General features: G+C 68.5%; 18 protein-coding genes. 9 read left to right on the top strand and 9 right to left on the bottom strand.

What is annotated here, in order from left to right:
- Positions 1-70 precede the first annotated feature (70 nt).
- Positions 71-355 (bottom strand): hypothetical protein, encoded by a 285-nt coding sequence (locus NGM07_RS07335; RefSeq protein ID WP_253518924.1) that lies wholly within the window; start codon positions 353-355, stop codon positions 71-73.
- Between the two features lie 112 nt (positions 356-467).
- Here NGM07_RS07335 and NGM07_RS07330 point away from each other — a divergent pair, with 112 nt between their 5' ends.
- From NGM07_RS07330 to NGM07_RS07310, 5 genes are all read left to right on the top strand, one after another.
- Positions 468-704: a DUF7120 family protein gene (locus NGM07_RS07330; RefSeq protein ID WP_253518921.1), complete on the top strand. Its 237-nt coding sequence runs from the start codon at positions 468-470 to the stop codon at positions 702-704.
- A 157-nt stretch (positions 705-861) separates the two neighbouring features.
- A complete protein-coding gene (locus NGM07_RS07325; RefSeq protein WP_253518919.1) occupies positions 862-1104 on the top strand; it encodes a DUF7979 domain-containing protein in 243 nt (80 codons plus the stop codon).
- A 93-nt stretch (positions 1105-1197) separates the two neighbouring features.
- Positions 1198-1611 (top strand): DUF7124 domain-containing protein, encoded by a 414-nt coding sequence (locus tag NGM07_RS07320; protein ID WP_253518917.1) that lies wholly within the window; start codon positions 1198-1200, stop codon positions 1609-1611.
- A 436-nt stretch (positions 1612-2047) separates the two neighbouring features.
- Complete coding sequence (locus NGM07_RS07315; RefSeq protein WP_253518915.1) at positions 2048-2581, top strand: DUF5815 family protein; 534 nt, start codon at positions 2048-2050, stop codon at positions 2579-2581.
- 74 nt (positions 2582-2655) lie between these two features.
- A complete protein-coding gene (locus NGM07_RS07310; RefSeq protein ID WP_253518913.1) occupies positions 2656-2874 on the top strand; it encodes a hypothetical protein in 219 nt (72 codons plus the stop codon).
- Positions 2875-2890: 16 nt separating this feature from the next.
- On the opposite strand, the gene NGM07_RS07305 is transcribed toward NGM07_RS07310, so the two are convergent.
- Positions 2891-3844: a diacylglycerol/lipid kinase family protein gene (locus NGM07_RS07305; protein ID WP_253518911.1), complete on the bottom strand. Its 954-nt coding sequence runs from the start codon at positions 3842-3844 to the stop codon at positions 2891-2893.
- A gap of 56 nt (positions 3845-3900) precedes the next feature.
- On the opposite strand from NGM07_RS07305, the gene NGM07_RS07300 reads away from it, so the two are divergent.
- Positions 3901-4632 carry a CehA/McbA family metallohydrolase gene (locus NGM07_RS07300; RefSeq protein WP_253518909.1) on the top strand — a complete coding sequence of 244 codons (732 nt, stop codon included), beginning with the start codon at positions 3901-3903 and terminating at the stop codon, positions 4630-4632.
- Between the two features lie 78 nt (positions 4633-4710).
- On the opposite strand, the gene NGM07_RS07295 is transcribed toward NGM07_RS07300, so the two are convergent.
- A complete protein-coding gene (locus tag NGM07_RS07295; RefSeq protein ID WP_253518907.1) occupies positions 4711-5124 on the bottom strand; it encodes an Lrp/AsnC family transcriptional regulator in 414 nt (137 codons plus the stop codon).
- 102 nt (positions 5125-5226) lie between these two features.
- On the opposite strand from NGM07_RS07295, the gene carA reads away from it, so the two are divergent.
- On the top strand, positions 5227-6291 hold the full coding sequence (gene carA / locus NGM07_RS07290) for a glutamine-hydrolyzing carbamoyl-phosphate synthase small subunit (protein WP_253518905.1): 1065 nt from the start codon (positions 5227-5229) through the stop codon (positions 6289-6291).
- 176 nt (positions 6292-6467) lie between these two features.
- On the opposite strand, the gene NGM07_RS07285 is transcribed toward carA, so the two are convergent.
- Positions 6468-7457: a metallophosphoesterase family protein gene (locus NGM07_RS07285; RefSeq protein ID WP_253518901.1), complete on the bottom strand. Its 990-nt coding sequence runs from the start codon at positions 7455-7457 to the stop codon at positions 6468-6470.
- Between the two features lie 156 nt (positions 7458-7613).
- Between NGM07_RS07285 and NGM07_RS07280 the strand changes: the two genes are divergently transcribed.
- Positions 7614-8507 carry a Vms1/Ankzf1 family peptidyl-tRNA hydrolase gene (locus NGM07_RS07280; protein WP_253518899.1) on the top strand — a complete coding sequence of 298 codons (894 nt, stop codon included), beginning with the start codon at positions 7614-7616 and terminating at the stop codon, positions 8505-8507.
- Between the two features lie 68 nt (positions 8508-8575).
- Positions 8576-9343 carry an HAD family hydrolase gene (locus NGM07_RS07275; RefSeq protein WP_253518896.1) on the top strand — a complete coding sequence of 256 codons (768 nt, stop codon included), beginning with the start codon at positions 8576-8578 and terminating at the stop codon, positions 9341-9343.
- Between the two features lie 3 nt (positions 9344-9346).
- On the opposite strand, the gene NGM07_RS07270 is transcribed toward NGM07_RS07275, so the two are convergent.
- The 5 genes from NGM07_RS07270 to NGM07_RS07250 form a co-directional block, all read right to left on the bottom strand.
- Entirely contained in the window at positions 9347-9673 is a 327-nt protein-coding gene (locus NGM07_RS07270) for a hypothetical protein (RefSeq protein WP_253518895.1), read from the bottom strand.
- 29 nt (positions 9674-9702) lie between these two features.
- Positions 9703-11331 (bottom strand): GTPBP1 family GTP-binding protein, encoded by a 1629-nt coding sequence (locus NGM07_RS07265; protein WP_253518892.1) that lies wholly within the window; start codon positions 11329-11331, stop codon positions 9703-9705.
- A gap of 134 nt (positions 11332-11465) precedes the next feature.
- Positions 11466-12503, bottom strand: a complete 1038-nt coding sequence (locus NGM07_RS07260; protein WP_253518890.1) for a restriction endonuclease — start codon at positions 12501-12503, stop codon at positions 11466-11468.
- Positions 12504-12572: 69 nt separating this feature from the next.
- Entirely contained in the window at positions 12573-13997 is a 1425-nt protein-coding gene (locus NGM07_RS07255; RefSeq protein ID WP_253518887.1) for a BGTF surface domain-containing protein, read from the bottom strand.
- 132 nt (positions 13998-14129) lie between these two features.
- Positions 14130-14669, bottom strand: a complete 540-nt coding sequence (locus NGM07_RS07250) for a J domain-containing protein (RefSeq protein ID WP_253518884.1) — start codon at positions 14667-14669, stop codon at positions 14130-14132.
- Positions 14670-14753: the final 84 nt, after the last annotated feature.

Genomic DNA, 14753 nt, shown 5'->3' with positions numbered 1-14753 from the left:
TCCCTCTTCGTCTCCCCTTTTCGTCTCGCTCGTTTCGTCTCGCTCGTTTCGTCTCGCTCTTCCGGTCCGGCTATCGCGCGAACCACGAGTCGTCCGGTATCTCCTCGCCGCGTTCGTCGAGGACGTCGCGTCCCAGCGAGCGGACGCTTTGTTCTTGGGGCAAGGTTTCGGACTTCCGAATCGACCGTTTCAGTTCCTCGGCCAGTCGGTCGGCGGCGGCCTCGCCGCCGAGGTCCCGCATCGATTCGAGGGCGACTCGGTAGTCGTGGTCCTCGGGCGCGGGGGCCGTGCGGTCGCTCAGTCGCTCGTCGACGAGTTCCGTTATCTCTCGCAGGTGGGCGTCGACGCTCGCCATGTGGCGGTCCACGACCCGCGGACGGATAGGTCTGGCCGCCGACGGACGGCACTTAAACCCTGGTTACGTGACAAGCAAACGTTGTTGTAGTTGGAGTTCCTATCGACGCATCATGCCTCAGGTCGAAATCTCGCTGTCGGACGACGTGGACATGCAGATCGATCAGTTGGTTTCCCAGGAGGAGTTCGTCGACCGCCAAGAGGCGGTCGAGGAGATGCTCTCGCTCGGCATCAAAGAGCACCAGACGACAATGCAGAGCGAACCCGAAGACGAGATGGGGTTCGCCGACGAGATGATGGAGACGAGCGAGCGGTCGTTCGGCGGCGAGGACGACGAGTACCGCTTCTGAGTCCCCCGAATGCGGTGACTCCCCGCCGCAGTCGGTCGATTTTCCCGGTTCTTCCCTTCGACGTTCGAGCGGATGGTTCGTCCGTCGACCTGTCGGCTTAGTTGCTCGACGCCGGAACGCTTAATATATGCCAAGGTATTTGATACCGTGTAGCACGATGGCTTCGAACACGACCTCTGGAGCAGATGGGGAGTGCCGGACGCTGAGCGTCCGACCGATAGAGACCGTTCCGCCGGGCGTCCCGGTGTGCCACTACGACGAACTGCCCGAGTCGGCACAGCGACTGCTGGCCGAGTGCGGGCGACGGGCGAGCGTCGTCGTCCCGCCGAGCGTCGCCGCGGCGTTCGCGAACGAACCGGTCGTCGTGTTCTCCGAGTATCTCCGGGTCGAACTCGCGTGAGTTCGGGCGGTCGGAGTCGAAGTCGGTCGTGGGAGGCGGCCGAGTCGACTCCGGACCGAAGCCATTTTGGCTTCGACGCGCCGATTCGAGGGTATGAACGGAAGCGGCGAGATGACCCTCGCCTTCGAACTCACGGCGCTGAAAGCGCTCGCCAAACCCGGCGAGGTGTTCGACGACGCCCGCCGCTGGAGTCGCTACGTCGGCGTCGTCTCGGACGAACCGACCTACGTCGTGACGAACTTCACCCGGAAGAACCGCATCCGCCAGGACTTCTTCTCCGGACCGAAGGGCAAGGGCGAGAGCTTAGAGAGCGTCCGCGAGCAGTTCGACACCGACCGTCACGTCTTCGTCGGCACGTCCGACGAGGACCGCGAGGTCGCCGAGGAGCACGAGTGGGAGTTCCTCCACGTCGAGGACGCCGCGGAGGCGGCGGAATGGGACCTCGCGAGCGACACCGACGAGGACGACGAGACGCCCGAAGAGGACCAGCGCGACGACTGGCCCTGACTGTCCTTTCGAACTCTCGTACTGGCTTCTGAGGTTGCTGTAGCCACGGGCCGACGCCGCGGAAGCGCGCGACGACACCCTCTACCGCAAACGCTCGGTCACACATTCTACCATAGACGCTCGGTGTCACCTTCCTCGTGGGTGGGACTGAAAGGGCCGGCCGGTCGCGGGCCGCAGGCCCTTGGTCGCTTCTGTGGGCAACTATTCTCGCCGAACGAAGTGAGGCGTGAATATCCCACAGAACGACCGCGACCGGCCGGGGGCTTTCGAGGCGGTTGCAGTCATTGCGATGATTGCAATTCTCAGCGTACGTATGAGCTTTCGAGGTGGTCACGGTCACTGCTGTTGCTATCTCGCGTAGCAGGAAAGCAGACCTCCGAAGGCGAAACGCCTCCTATCCGCGGCCTTTAAACGCGCGAGACTCCAAGCCCCGGACATGGCAGAACCGGGCGTTCCGGGCGGCCGCGGCGCGGAGCTTGACCTCCCTTGCGGCGAGTCGGTGCACGTCCACGAACTCGACATGGGGATGCGTGAGTACGACTGCGCGTGCGGGGAGTCCCACGCGGTCGTGATGGACATCCATCCGCCGTCGCGCTTCGTCCCGGAGTTCCTCGTCGCCGTGCTGCAGGAGACCATCGATACCGACGACGACCTCGGGGAGTTCGGCACCGCCCACATCATGGGCGTGGTGATGGAGGAGTTCCCCGGCGATGTGACGAGCGAGAACGTCGAGGACGACCAGGACGTCGGCTACGCGCTGGTGTGGGTCACCGACTTTGACTCGCGGCGCCTCCACGAGATCGTGGTCGAACTCCTCGTGGAGTTGATGGAACACGCCGTCAGCCACGCCGAGAACGACGACGCGATGGCGCAGTTCGAAGACGACATGCTGAACTTCGACGTGAGCGAGTTCGTCGAACAGTACCGCCGCGAGCGCGATTTCACCGGGCCGCACGACACCGCGGCCTGAAATGTGCATCTTCGTATGTGTGTCTGACGCGCGTCTGACTGACGGTTAAGTGTAACGACATCCGACAGAGTAGTATGCGCCACCGCGCGCGGGAGTACGACCGTATCCGCACCGTACTCGCCGAGGCGGACCCCGACGAGCCGTTGACGGCGCGCGAGATTCTTCAGTTGCTCGAAGCTAACGGCGAGCAGTTCGACAGTGCCCACCGAGTCGCCACGGTACTCGGTCGGTACGCCGAGGACGACGTGACGGTCATCCGGTCCTCGCCGTACCGCTATCGACTCGAAGCGTGACGCGCGCCGGTCGGGGTCAGGGCGTCGGCTCGTAGTCCTCGCCGACGCACAGCGTCATCGCCTTCTCGCGCGTCCGCATCGACAGCGCGTTGTAATCGTTTATCTCGCCGTCGAAGCTGAATCCCACCGGGTCGTCGCGCTGGACAGTCACGCCGAGTTCCGAGGCGGTGAGGTGGGTGACGTGCTCGGTTTCGTCGCCGAACAGCCGCTGGACGGCGGCCTCCTCCAGCAGGCTCCCGGAGGGCATCTGCTCGACGATGGTCACGTCGAGCAGGCCGTCCTCGCAGTTGGCCTGCGAGCGCCCCATCGCGGGGAACCGACGCACGTTGCCCACGAGGACGGTGACGGCCTCGCCGGACCACATCCGGTCGCCGTCCGGGCCGGAGGCCTCCACGCAGAGCGGGAGCGCGTCGAACTCCGTCACCGCCCGCAGGCCGCAGACGACGTAGGCCAGCACGCCCAGTCGCTCTTTCATCTCCGGTGTGGTCGAGGCGCTGGCGTCGGCGGTCAGTCCCGCGACGCAGGAGTTCAGGAAGAGTCGACTGTCGCCGGTCCCCACGTCGATGCGGCGGCGTTCGCCGCTCTCCAGCACCTCGAAGGCGTGTTCGATGTCCCGGACGCCGACGTTGCCGGCGAGGTTGTTGCCCGTCCCGGTCGGCACGACGCCGAACGTCGCCTCCCCGAGCGCGTCGGCGGCGTCGAGACCGCGGGCGACCTCGTTGAGGGTTCCGTCGCCGCCAGCGGCCGCCACGAGGTCGATTCCGGCCTGCCCGAGGAGGCGGCCGAACTCGACCGCCTCGCCGGGCGAGCGCGTCTCCAGGACCGTGTAGCCGAACTCGTCGGCGAGGTTCCGGACCCGGTCGCGGTGACCGCCGTTACCGCTGACGGGGTTGAGGACGACGACACGGTCGTAGTGGACGTCGTCGGTCGATGCCAAATCACCCGTCGAGCCGACCCCGTCGACGGTCATTATGTTGAACGTTTTGGGGCAGAAAGACAAAGGTCTACCGGCTCGTTTTCCCTCGCGTGTACGCCGTCGACCTACATTCGCACACGCGGTTCTTCCACGGCCACGAGCGGGCGGCGGAGTACTTCGACCTGGTCGGCGTGCGACTGCTCGCGGGGGTCGCCCGGTTGCGGAATCTGGATGCGGTCGCGCTGACGAATCACGACTACTACCGGTCCTTCGACCTCGGCGGGCCGACCGGCCCGTTCGCGGGGACGATTCCCGGCGTCGAGGTGTCGACGACCCACGGCCACGTCCTCGTCATCGGCCCCGACCCGCCCCGGCGGACCGAACCGGGCGAGCTCTCGCCCGAGGAGACCGTCGAGTTGGCCCACGACCGCGGCTGTGCGGCCGTGGTGGCCCACCCGTACCGCAACAGCACGGTCAAGAACGTCGACGTCGACTTCGACGCCATCGAGGTCAACGGCAAACACCCCCGGACCGAGCAGTGGGTGCGCGAACTGGCCGAGGACCAGGACCTGCCGCTGGTCGGCGGGAGCGACGCTCACTACCCCGTCGAGGTCGGCCGGGCCTACACCGCCATCGACGCCGACGAACTCACCCCCGAGAGCGTCGCGGCCGCCATCCGGGACGGCCGAGTCGAACCGCGGGTCCACCGCGGCGCGTTCAACCGACTGCTCCGGCGGTTCTACCGGCAGATTCACGAGGACAAAGGCTACCTCCAGCGACCCGAGTGGCTCGACTCCCCGGGTGCGGGCGAACCGCCCGAACCCGGGCAGGTCGACGGCTGAGTGACGCGCGGGGACGCCGGTCGCCGACGCCACGCGTCGGCGACCGGCGTCGATGGCCCCAGTTCGGCGAACGTCCCCTCACCCCAACTTCTCGTCGAGGATCAGCCTGGTCTTCGTGTTGACGACCTCCGGGAGTTCGCGTGCGCGCGTGATGAGTTCGTTGACGCTCTGGGTGTCGGCGGCGTCGACGACCAGCACGATGTCCTCCTCGCCGGAAACCTGCCAGACGAAGTCCACCGGCTCCCACTCGGCGACCTGTTCGCCGAGGTCGGAGGTGTTGACGTCGACGGCCACGTCGAGTTCGATCATCGCCTTGACGTTGCCGGTCCGGGTGGCGACCGTGAACCGTTCGATGACGCCGTCGCCGGTCATGCGCTCGACGCGGTTGCGGACGGTCCCCTCGGAGGTGCCGACCGTCTCGGCGATCTCCGTGTAGGGTTTTCGGGCGTCTCGGCGGAGGATGGACAGTATTCGGCGGTCCAGTTCGTCCATTGAGATGCGAAGGTAGACGTGGGGGCCACTTGATGATTACGAAATTCGTAACTTCGCTTCGAAAGCAAGGTTTATTGTCCCGGTTCCCATATGAATCTCGTAATGCCGGGCGCATACGTGGCACTCGAAGGCGGCAGCGTCGTAGAAGCTCGCTGTCGCGCACCGGGTACGGCCCGCGGAGAACTGGTATTTACGACCGCCTATACGGGCTACGAGGAGAGCCTGACCGACCCCTCCTACGAGGAGCAGATACTCACCTTCTCGTACCCGCTCATCGGGAACTACGGCGTCCGAGCCGAGCGATTCGAGAGCGAGCGCGTCCACCCCCGCGCCGTCGTCGCGCGCGAACTCACCGACGACGTGGCCGAGTGGCTCGAATCCGAGGGCGTCCCCGCGGTCGACCACCTGGACACCCGCGACCTCGTGGGCCAGGTTCGAGAGGGCGGCGCGATGAAGTGCGGTATCGCCGCCGGCCCCGACGCGACCCCCGAGGATGCGAAGGCCGCGCTCGCCGACTGTCCGGGCATGAGCGACCACACCGACATCGGCGCGCAGGTCAGCGTCTCCGAGCCGAAGACGTACAACCCTGAGGGCGAAACCGACGTCGCGCTGATCGACTGCGGCGCGAAGGACAGCATCGTCGCCTCGCTGGTCGAGCGCGACGCCGCGGTCCACGTCCTGCCTTACGACGCCGACGTCGCCGACGTCGCCGCCCTCGACCCCGACGTGCTGTTCGTCTCGAACGGGCCGGGCGACCCCGCCAACTTCGAGGCGGCCGAGACACTCGTCTCGGAGTTCGTCGGCGAAGTCCCGCTGGCCGGCATCTGCCTCGGCCAGCAGATCGTCGCCCGCGCACTGGGCGGCACCACCGAGAAGATGGCCTTCGGCCACCGCGGCGTCAACCAGCCGGTTCGGGACCTCCGGTCGAACAAGGTCGTCATGACCACCCAGAACCACGGCTACACGGTCGCCGAACCCGGCCCCGAACTCGACGTGACCCAGGTCAACGTCAACGACGACACCGCCGAGGGTCTGGAGAGCGACGACCTCGACGTCATCACCCGCCAGTACCACCCCGAGGCCAACCCCGGCCCGAACGACACGCTCGAGTTCTTCGACGACGTGCTGGCGATGGCCGGCCGTCGAACGCCTGTCGCCGCCGACTGAGCGCCGAGACGCGCCCACGATACCTCGGTTTTTCTCGGGACACAATTTTCGAAGGAGACGATTCGAGAGCCGAGCGGCTAGCACGGGTTTCGAACGAGGAGAAACTTCTAATCGGCGGTACTCACGACCGGGGCCGCTCGTTCGACCCCGCTCGTCCGGCCCCGTGCCGCGACCGCTTACCGCTCGTCCACCAGCGGCAGGTCCGAAAGCTGCGCTTCGACCATCCCGCAGATGTCGGCGCTCCGGTCGGAGTGCCGCTGTGCAAGGTCGCGGGCCTCGCCGACGCCCTCGTCGTCGGCCACCGGCACCATCCGGACCGTCGTCCCCTCGGGACCGACCTCCAGAAGGACGTACGCCTGCGGGAACGACGAGAGCGCGGGGCAGACGAGTCCCCGTACGTCGCCGGTGATGGCGGCGGGCAGGTGGACGTGTCCCGAGAGGTGGAGGGCGTCGTGGTCTGCGAGGGCGTCGACGAACGCGGTCGCGTCGCCGACCGGCGGGTGGGGTGCGTACCCCTCCTCGCCGACGCAGGCGTCGAGCCCCGGCGGGTTGTGGTGGGAAACCACGAGCGCGGCGTCGGTTTCCGGGAGGGTCGATTCGAGCCACGCGAGTTGGTCGTCGGAGACGGCGCCGTCGTGGGTGGCCGCCAGTTCCCCGTCGGGGGCCGACGCCGAGTTCAACCCCAGCACGTCCACGCCGCCGAACGTCGCGCGGAAGGGGAACTCTCCGGGCGCGAACCGCTCGGCGAACTCGGCGACCGGCGGCGTGTCGTGGTCCTTGAACCGCTTCGGGACGTCGTGGTTGCCCGGCACCGCCGCGAACGGCGCGCGGAGGTCCGCCAGCACGTCGGCCACGCCGTCGAAGTCGGCGGGTCGGCCGTCCTCGGTCAGGTCCCCCGCGATCACGACGCCGTCCACGTCGCGGTCGTTGGCGTCGGCGACGGCGGCCCGGAGGCGGGCCTCGGTCCGGTGGAAGACCTTCCAGGTTCCCTCCTTTCCAGTGGAGAGGTGCGGGTCCGAGAAGACGGCGAGCGTCGTCGGCGTCTCGGTCCGCGGTCGGGCGAACCGGGCGAGCATGACGGGCCGGGCGAACGCGTCGGTTTCGGACGCGTCGCCCTGCGATACGGCGTCGGGGCGGTGGTAGACTCCGCTTCCCTCTGTGGTCATTTCTCGGTCGAGGCTAGCCGACTCGCGGGCTTAAAGGCACCGCCGAAAGTATATATTTACCGCCCTATTCTATATATTCTCTGTGCGAGGGTTCGCCGGAATCCGGCGCGTTCCCGACGGAAGCTACAAGGCGCCCGCGCACGCTCTTCGGGCCGAATGCTGGACGAGTTGCTCGGGCGCTCGGAACTGAAAGACCGAATCGCGGAACTCGAAGAGGAGAGACGCCACCTCGAACGCCAACTCGACGCCGAGGAGGACCGCCGCGCGGAGGCCGCCACCGCGCGCCAGGAGGCCGAAGAGCGGGTCAACCGGCTGGAGGACCGCATCGCGGAACTCGAAGACAGGGTCGAGCGCTCGGAACGCGACGAAGCCGACCTCGACTTCCGGGGCGTCGAGACGGTGCGAGGCGACAGACTCGACTCGGTGCTGGACCGCCTCGACTCGGTCGAAGCCGGCCGCGAGGGGGCGCTGACCGCGATGGTCGACGACGGCGCCGACCTCCCCGAAGCGGTCGAGTCGGCGTTCGGCGACCACGCCCACCTAGTGGCCCGGGCCGCGCCCTGCCTCGCCGTGACCGACGACGCCGGCCTCGTCGCCGCCGCGCTGACCCCGCCGGTCGCGCCCGACCCGTTCGCCGAGTGGGGCGAGGGGTTCGACCTCGACCGGTCGTGGTTCCGCCCCGTCGGCGAGTTCGCGCTGGCGCTCGTTCGCTCGGACCTGTTCGCCCTCGGGGTCTACGAGGGCGACGAGCGCGTCGACTTCCGGGGCTTCGAGAGCGACGTGAAGGGCGACCACTCGAAGGGGGGTTTCTCGCAGGGCCGGTTCGAGCGCCGTCGGGACGCCCAGATAGACGAACACCTCGAGAAGTGCGAGGACGCCATCGCGGCGGTCGACGCCGACCGCGTGTACGTGGTCGGCGAGAAGACGCTCCTCCGGGAGTTCTCGGACGCCGCCGACGCGACCGCGCCCGTCGACGCGACCGGCAAGCCCCGCGAAGCGCTGGCGGATGCCTCCCGGCAGTTCTGGACGACGCGGCTCTACCAGATTTGACTGACCCGGCCCCGCACACCCGCAAACGACTTATCACGCCGACGACCCTACTCTCGAACAACGACCGCATGCCCGCACCTACCGACGCCTCGACCGACGCCACGTCGGACGCCCGTTCCTCCATCGACGTACACGCCGCCACGGACGCCGACCGCTCCGTCGACGCCGTGCTCTTCGACCTCGACGGGACGCTCGTGGAGTACGAGCGACCCGCCGGGGAACTGCTCGCCCGGTCGTTCGAGGCGGCCGGCGTCGACCCCTTCTTCGAGTTCCAGGCGTACCTCGACCGCTTCGACGACCACATGGGCCCCGGCGTCTCCATCACCGAAGGTCGGGCGAACTGCTTCGCCGCCATCGCCGAGGAGTGCGGCCGCGACCCGGAGGACGCCCGCGCGGTCGCGGCGGCCTACCGCGAGGAGCGCGACCACTCGCGCGTTCGTACACTCCCGGGCGCGGCCGATGTCGTCGAGTCGCTGGCGGCCGACCACGCCCTCGGCGTGATTACCAACGGTCCGCCGGACGCCCAGACGGCGAAACTGGAGGCCAGCGGCCTCGCCGACCGCTTCGAGACGGCCGTGTTCGCCGGCTACGACACCGCCGCCAAGCCCGACCCCGAACCGTTCGAGGTCGCGCTCGACGCGCTGGGGTCGCGGCCCGAGCGCGCCGTCTTCGTCGGAAACTCGCTGTCGGCGGACGTCGCGGGCGCCCACGCCGCCGGCCTCCGGTCGGTGTGGTACCCCGCCGAAGCGGACGTCGAACCCGACCCCGAACCCCATTTCGCGTTCGAATCGCTGGCGGCGCTCGCCGACCGACCGTGGCTGGCGGCGTCGGAGTAGCAGCTACTCGACGCCGAACGCGGCCGCCGCGACCATCGCGACCCCGACGACGAGCAGTACGAGCGCGAACGCGTCGCCGCCGGTGGCGTAGTCGTAGCCCGCCCAGACGGTCACGCCGGAGAAGAACGCGATTCGCCAGCCGCGGGTGTCGGTCAGGTCGCGGAAGACGCCGACCGCGAGCGCGCCCGTCAGGTAGGTACCCAACAGGGCAGTGACGAGTTCGTCGGTCGTCCCACCCCGAACCGCGAACGCCAGGGCGGCGAGGCTCAGGGCGAACAGGACGGCGGCCAGCAGTTTCGCGGCGAGGTCGACCGCGCGCGGTCGGTTCATGGACGTATCCGCCCGACGAGAGGATTAGTTCACGGGTTCACGTCGGTCACGGTGCCGACGCCCTTGCTCTGGCCCTCGCGGAAGACGAACTTCTGGCCCTCCTCGACGAGGTACGACCGGAACTTGAATCGCACGCGGGTCTTGCCCGAGTCGCCCGGCAGGAGTTGGCCGCCCTGCGGGTGGAACTCGGCAGCCTCGCTCACGGTTTCGAGGTGGACGACCGGTTCGTAGCCGTCGCCGATGCGGGTCGGGTGGTTGAGCACGACGACCTCGGCCTCGAACTCCCGGACCGGTTCCGGGTCGGAGTCGGCCGGTAACAGCACCATCCCGCGCTCGATGTCGGCCTCCCGGACGCCCTTCAGCGCGATGCCGACGATGCGACCCGCCTTCGCCTGGTCGACGCGGTGGTAGTGCATCTCGATGGAGCGGACCTCCACCTCGCGGAACGCGCCGTCGGCCATCGGTCCCACGAGCAGTTCGTCGCCGGCCTTGACCTCGCCGGACATGATGGTGCCCGAGGCGACCGCGCCGACGCCGGTCACCGAGTAGGTCCGGTCGATGTACATCCGGAACGGGCCGCTGTCGGCGGTCGTCTTCGGCAGGCGCTCGAACAGTTCGTCGAGTTCGTCGAGGCCGTCCATCGTGACCGCGCTGGTCGTCAGCACCGGGACGACGTTCTCGCCGATCTCCTCCAGGGCGGCCTCGACGCCGTGGCGCTCGACGCGCAGGGGCGTCTTGCCCACGTCCCGCAGGAGTCGCTCGACCTCGCGCTCGACCTCCAGGGCGCGCTCGTCGGTCACCGCGTCGACCTTCGTGATGGCGACGATGGTCGGCAGTTCGGTCGCCAGCAGCACGCCGAGGTGCTCGCGAGTCGTCTTCGTCGGGCCGTCGTCGGCCGCCACGGTGAGCAGGCCGTAGTCGAGTTTCTGGCCGACCAGGCCGCGAATCGTCGTCCGGAGCCACGGTTCATGGCCGACGGTGTCGACGAACGAGACGAGGCGCTCGGACTCCTCGACCACGCGAGCGCGGTCGGTCTTGCGGTGGGGGTTGTCCATCCGGACCGGACCGTCGTCGTCGAAGCCGTAGACGGCGTAGGAGAGGTCGGCCGAGAGGCCCCGTTCGACCTCGTGGGGCTGGACGTCGAGGTAGCCGCGGGTGCCGCCCTCGCCGTCGTCGGGTTGGCCGGTGACCAGCGACCCGACCAGCGTCGACTTGCCGTGGTCGACGTGGCCCGCCGTCCCGACGACGATGTGGTCGCTGTCGGTGTCGAGCATGGCGCCTTCGCGAATCGTGGCGACGCCGACGAGTCCCTTGGCGTCGCCGCTCCTGCTGGCGTTGCCGTCGGCGTCGATGCCCCACGTCTGTACGTCCTCGATGTGGGCACCCGCCTCCTCGGCGAGCAGGCTCAGCACGTCCATCGACTCGGAGAACGCGTCGTGGCTGATGCCCGCGATGCCGCCGTCGTCGGTGACGCCGACGACGTACGTCGCCTCGCCGTCGCCCGACAGCACCCGGTGGCGCAGTTGCGCGGCCAGGCTCTCCATCCGGCCCTCCACGAGGTGGACGTCCTTCGCGAGGCGCTCCTTGAATTCGACGCTGCCGCCCTCCCGCTCGCCGCGGTCGAGGGCTCGCTGTAACACGGCCCGGTCAGGGCACATACGCGCGGTTTAGGGCGGATACATGAAAAGCCTTGCCCGGATACGTACGTCTACGTTACCCACGCGCCGGATTCGAACCGGAGGCGTCCCTCGGGGCCGAGCGTCGCCGAAAACGCGGGTGTGGCTCGGTCCTCTCAGCCCCGGACTTTCAGCGAGATCTTCTCGTCCAGGTCGGGTTCGCGCTCGAACTCCACGGCGACGCTCGCGTTGCCGTCGTAGACGAGCGTCCCCGTCGTCCCCTTCGGGACCGTGAAGGCGGTCCAGCCCTTGTAGTTGCGGCCCGGTCCCATCGGGTGGTCGAAGAAGCCGTCGGTCCCGGCCAGCGGCCGGAAGCCGTGGGTTTCGTTCCCGCTTTGGAGTTTGAAGTCTCGCTGGCGGAGTTCCAGTTCCTCGTCGCCGACGTGGGTGACGTTCAGGTAGACGACGACGAACCGCTCGCCCTCCGGCGGGTAGTAGGCGACCTCGTCGCTCTCGTTCGGGTCGATCGTGTCCACGACCTTCGCGTCCCATCCGACGTGGAGTGTGGCGCTCCCGTTCGGCGCCGGCGCGGCCGAGACAGGACCGGCCGCGCCGGCGTCGTCTCCGCCGCCGAGGAACGGAATCGGCAGCGACGGACCGAAGAGCACGCCCGCCGCGAGGACGGCCGCGACGACCACCACGGCCACCGCGACGGTCCCCGAAACCGGCAGACCGTCGGCGCCTCCGACGGCGCTCGCGACGCGACCGACGACGGCTTTCGCCGGGGCGAGCGGCGACGCGTCGCCGCTCGCCCCGGCGTCTGAGTCTCCGTCGCCGTCGGTCGCGTCACCCTCGAACTTCCGCACGAGGTCTTCGAGGCCCCGCTGTCGGACGAGCGTCGCGACGCCCTCCCCGTCGAGGAGTTCGACGCCGGTGGAGGAGGCCGCCTTGCGGGCGTGTTCGGAGACGGTGCCGGCGGTCACGATGGCCGACTCCTCGACCTCGTACTGTTGGCCGAGTTTCGCGAACTGCTGGACCTGCTTGCCGCCGATCTCGTCCTCGCCCGCCGGAATCGCCCACAGCAGACCCTCCTCGCCCGTCTGCGGGCGCTGGACCGCGACGAACACCTTCTGGCCGTCGCGCTTGACCTGCGTCTGCCAGCCCTGTTGCTCCCAGAGGGCCGCGACGAACTCACCGAACGTTGACCGATCCATCTCCTTCGACATCGTATTCACCGTGGGGCGGCGTCGTTCGACTCCATCATCTCGGCCTCCCTATAAAAATCATCGCCCTGCCCTCCGCCGGGCCGCGAGCAGTGCGACCGCCAGCGCCACCACCGCGAGGCCGGCGTCGAACCCCGGGACGAGACTGCTTCCGCCGTTCGCTTCCTCGACGGGGCGTGCGGTCAGCGGGCGTTCGGTGTCCCTGACGGGCACCTGCGTCATCCCGGCGGTCGTGCCGGGCGTCGTGGTGGTCGTCGTCGGTGTCGCGGTGGGAGTCGCGGTTTCCGTTGTTTCGGGGGTCGTCGTCTTCCTGATAGCGACGACCGCCTGAAGCGTCGCTCGCTGGTCCGGCAGACGAATCTCGAATTCTCTGCCGGGTTCGAGGTCAGAGAAGTCGAACGTGGTCGCGAAGGTCCGGTCGGATTTCACGGTCACGGTCTTCGACATGAGAATCGGCGGAAGGTCCTCGTCGCGCGCGCTGATGTTGATGGTCGTCCCGGGCGTGTAGGTGGTCGTCCCGCTAATCTTCGTCTTTCCTTCGACTACGACCTTGTCGCCGGGGCCGTTCCGATTGACGTGTATCCGCCGGGGCACGACCCGCATCCTCGTCGAGACGGTTTCGGTTTCGTCGGTGAGTTCGCTCTCGGGGGTGACGGTGAAGGTGACGTTGTACGCCGACCCCGGCTCGATTCCGTGTGCACCCGTATCGACGAACACGGAGAAACCGTCACCGCCGCCGTCGCGTACGAACCGCTCGACGTCGTCGCCCCAGAACTCGTGGGAGTCGGCGTTCATCCCGCCGTCCGACTGGGTGAACTTCATCCGAACGCCGTCGTTTCCGCCGGGACCCAGGTGGTCCTTCCTCAGCATCCCCGCCAGCCCCGACGCGTTGACGTGGACGACGAACCAGTCTTCCGCCGCGACGGAGCCGTTGTTCCACGGTGGCACCGTCGCGTCCGCGATCTGGTCGGGATTGCTCAGGTCCGATATCTTCGTCGCCTTCGGCGCGATGCGGGCGTCCATCGTATTGGTTTCGCGCTCCTCGACGACGAACGCACCGATGGCCTGTTCGTGGCCGTTCGCCGTGACGTTCATCGGGTACTCGGCGGTTTCGAGCGGTTTGCTCAGCGGGTCGGTTCGAAGCCGGAGGTTACCGAGCGACCCCTTCTCGGCCCACACCATCTCGCCGACCGAGTAGCGTCCCGCGCGGCCGGCTTTGTACGTGTTCAGCCGAATCTCGGTGGTGCCTTTCCCGACACTGGCCTGTATCCAGAAGTGCTGCTCGGGCGACCCCAGGTTCAGCGTGCCCGCCTTCGGCGTCGTGACGGTGATGTTCATCACGTCGCCGCGGTCCTCGCGGACCACCGACGGCGAGAACGAACCGTTCGCCGCGGTCCCGGCGCTCGCCAGCGGCGGGAGCGTCGCGGCCAGGAGGACGACGACCGCTGCGAGGGCGGCACCGGACTGTGGACGTTGGTCGAACATGGGGCAAACGGCGGGGTCGCCGGAAAGTAAGCGATGTGTTACGAGCCACCCGTAATAAATTGGTGGGGTCGCGCCCGGGGGCGACTCACGCGGTCGAGACCCTCGCTCGCGGCGGTTTCGGACTTCGAACGCCTACGCGCGCTCCTGTAATCTCTCGTACGCTTCCTTCACACGCTTGAACTGCTCCTGGTCGCCGCCCTCCCGGTCAGGGTGGACCGACTTGACCTTCTCGCGGTAGGCGCGCTTGACCGCCGCCTGGTCGGCGCCGGGGTCCAGCCCCAGTCTGCGGTAGGCCTCGCTCACGCTCGGACCGGACGACTCGCCCGGCGGGCGGACCCGCTGGCCGCCGGGGCCGGCCCGCGTCTGGCCGCCGCGCGCACCTCGAGCGCCGCCCGCGTCGAAGCCGCCCCGCCGTCCGGAGAACGAGTCGCGGGGGCCGGCGCCGAAACCGCCGCGGTCGGGTTCGGCACGGCGGTAGGTCCCGGCGCGGCCCTCCTCGACGCGGTCGCGGAGGCGGCCGCTGGCCTGGTACCACACGAGGTACGCCGCGGCGGCGAACGGCACCGCGATGGCGAACAGCGCGGGGCTGTAGACGAACGCAAGGACGAACTCCAGGGTGGCGATGCCGGCGAGCACCGCCGCCAGGCCGAACAGGAGCCGCGTCTGATTCACGTCTAGGATATCGGCGTGCGGGGTTGTAAGCGTCCCGCTGTCGGAGGTCGGCGCGGCGCTCACCGCGTCCGGTTCCGCTCCCAC

Origin of the sequence: Halorussus vallis, assembly GCF_024138165.1 — an archaeon.
In the GTDB taxonomy this organism is placed as follows: domain Archaea; phylum Halobacteriota; class Halobacteria; order Halobacteriales; family Haladaptataceae; genus Halorussus; species Halorussus vallis.
The sequence above is the reverse complement of the archived record's forward strand: the minus strand, read 5'-3'. Positions and strand labels throughout refer to the sequence as shown.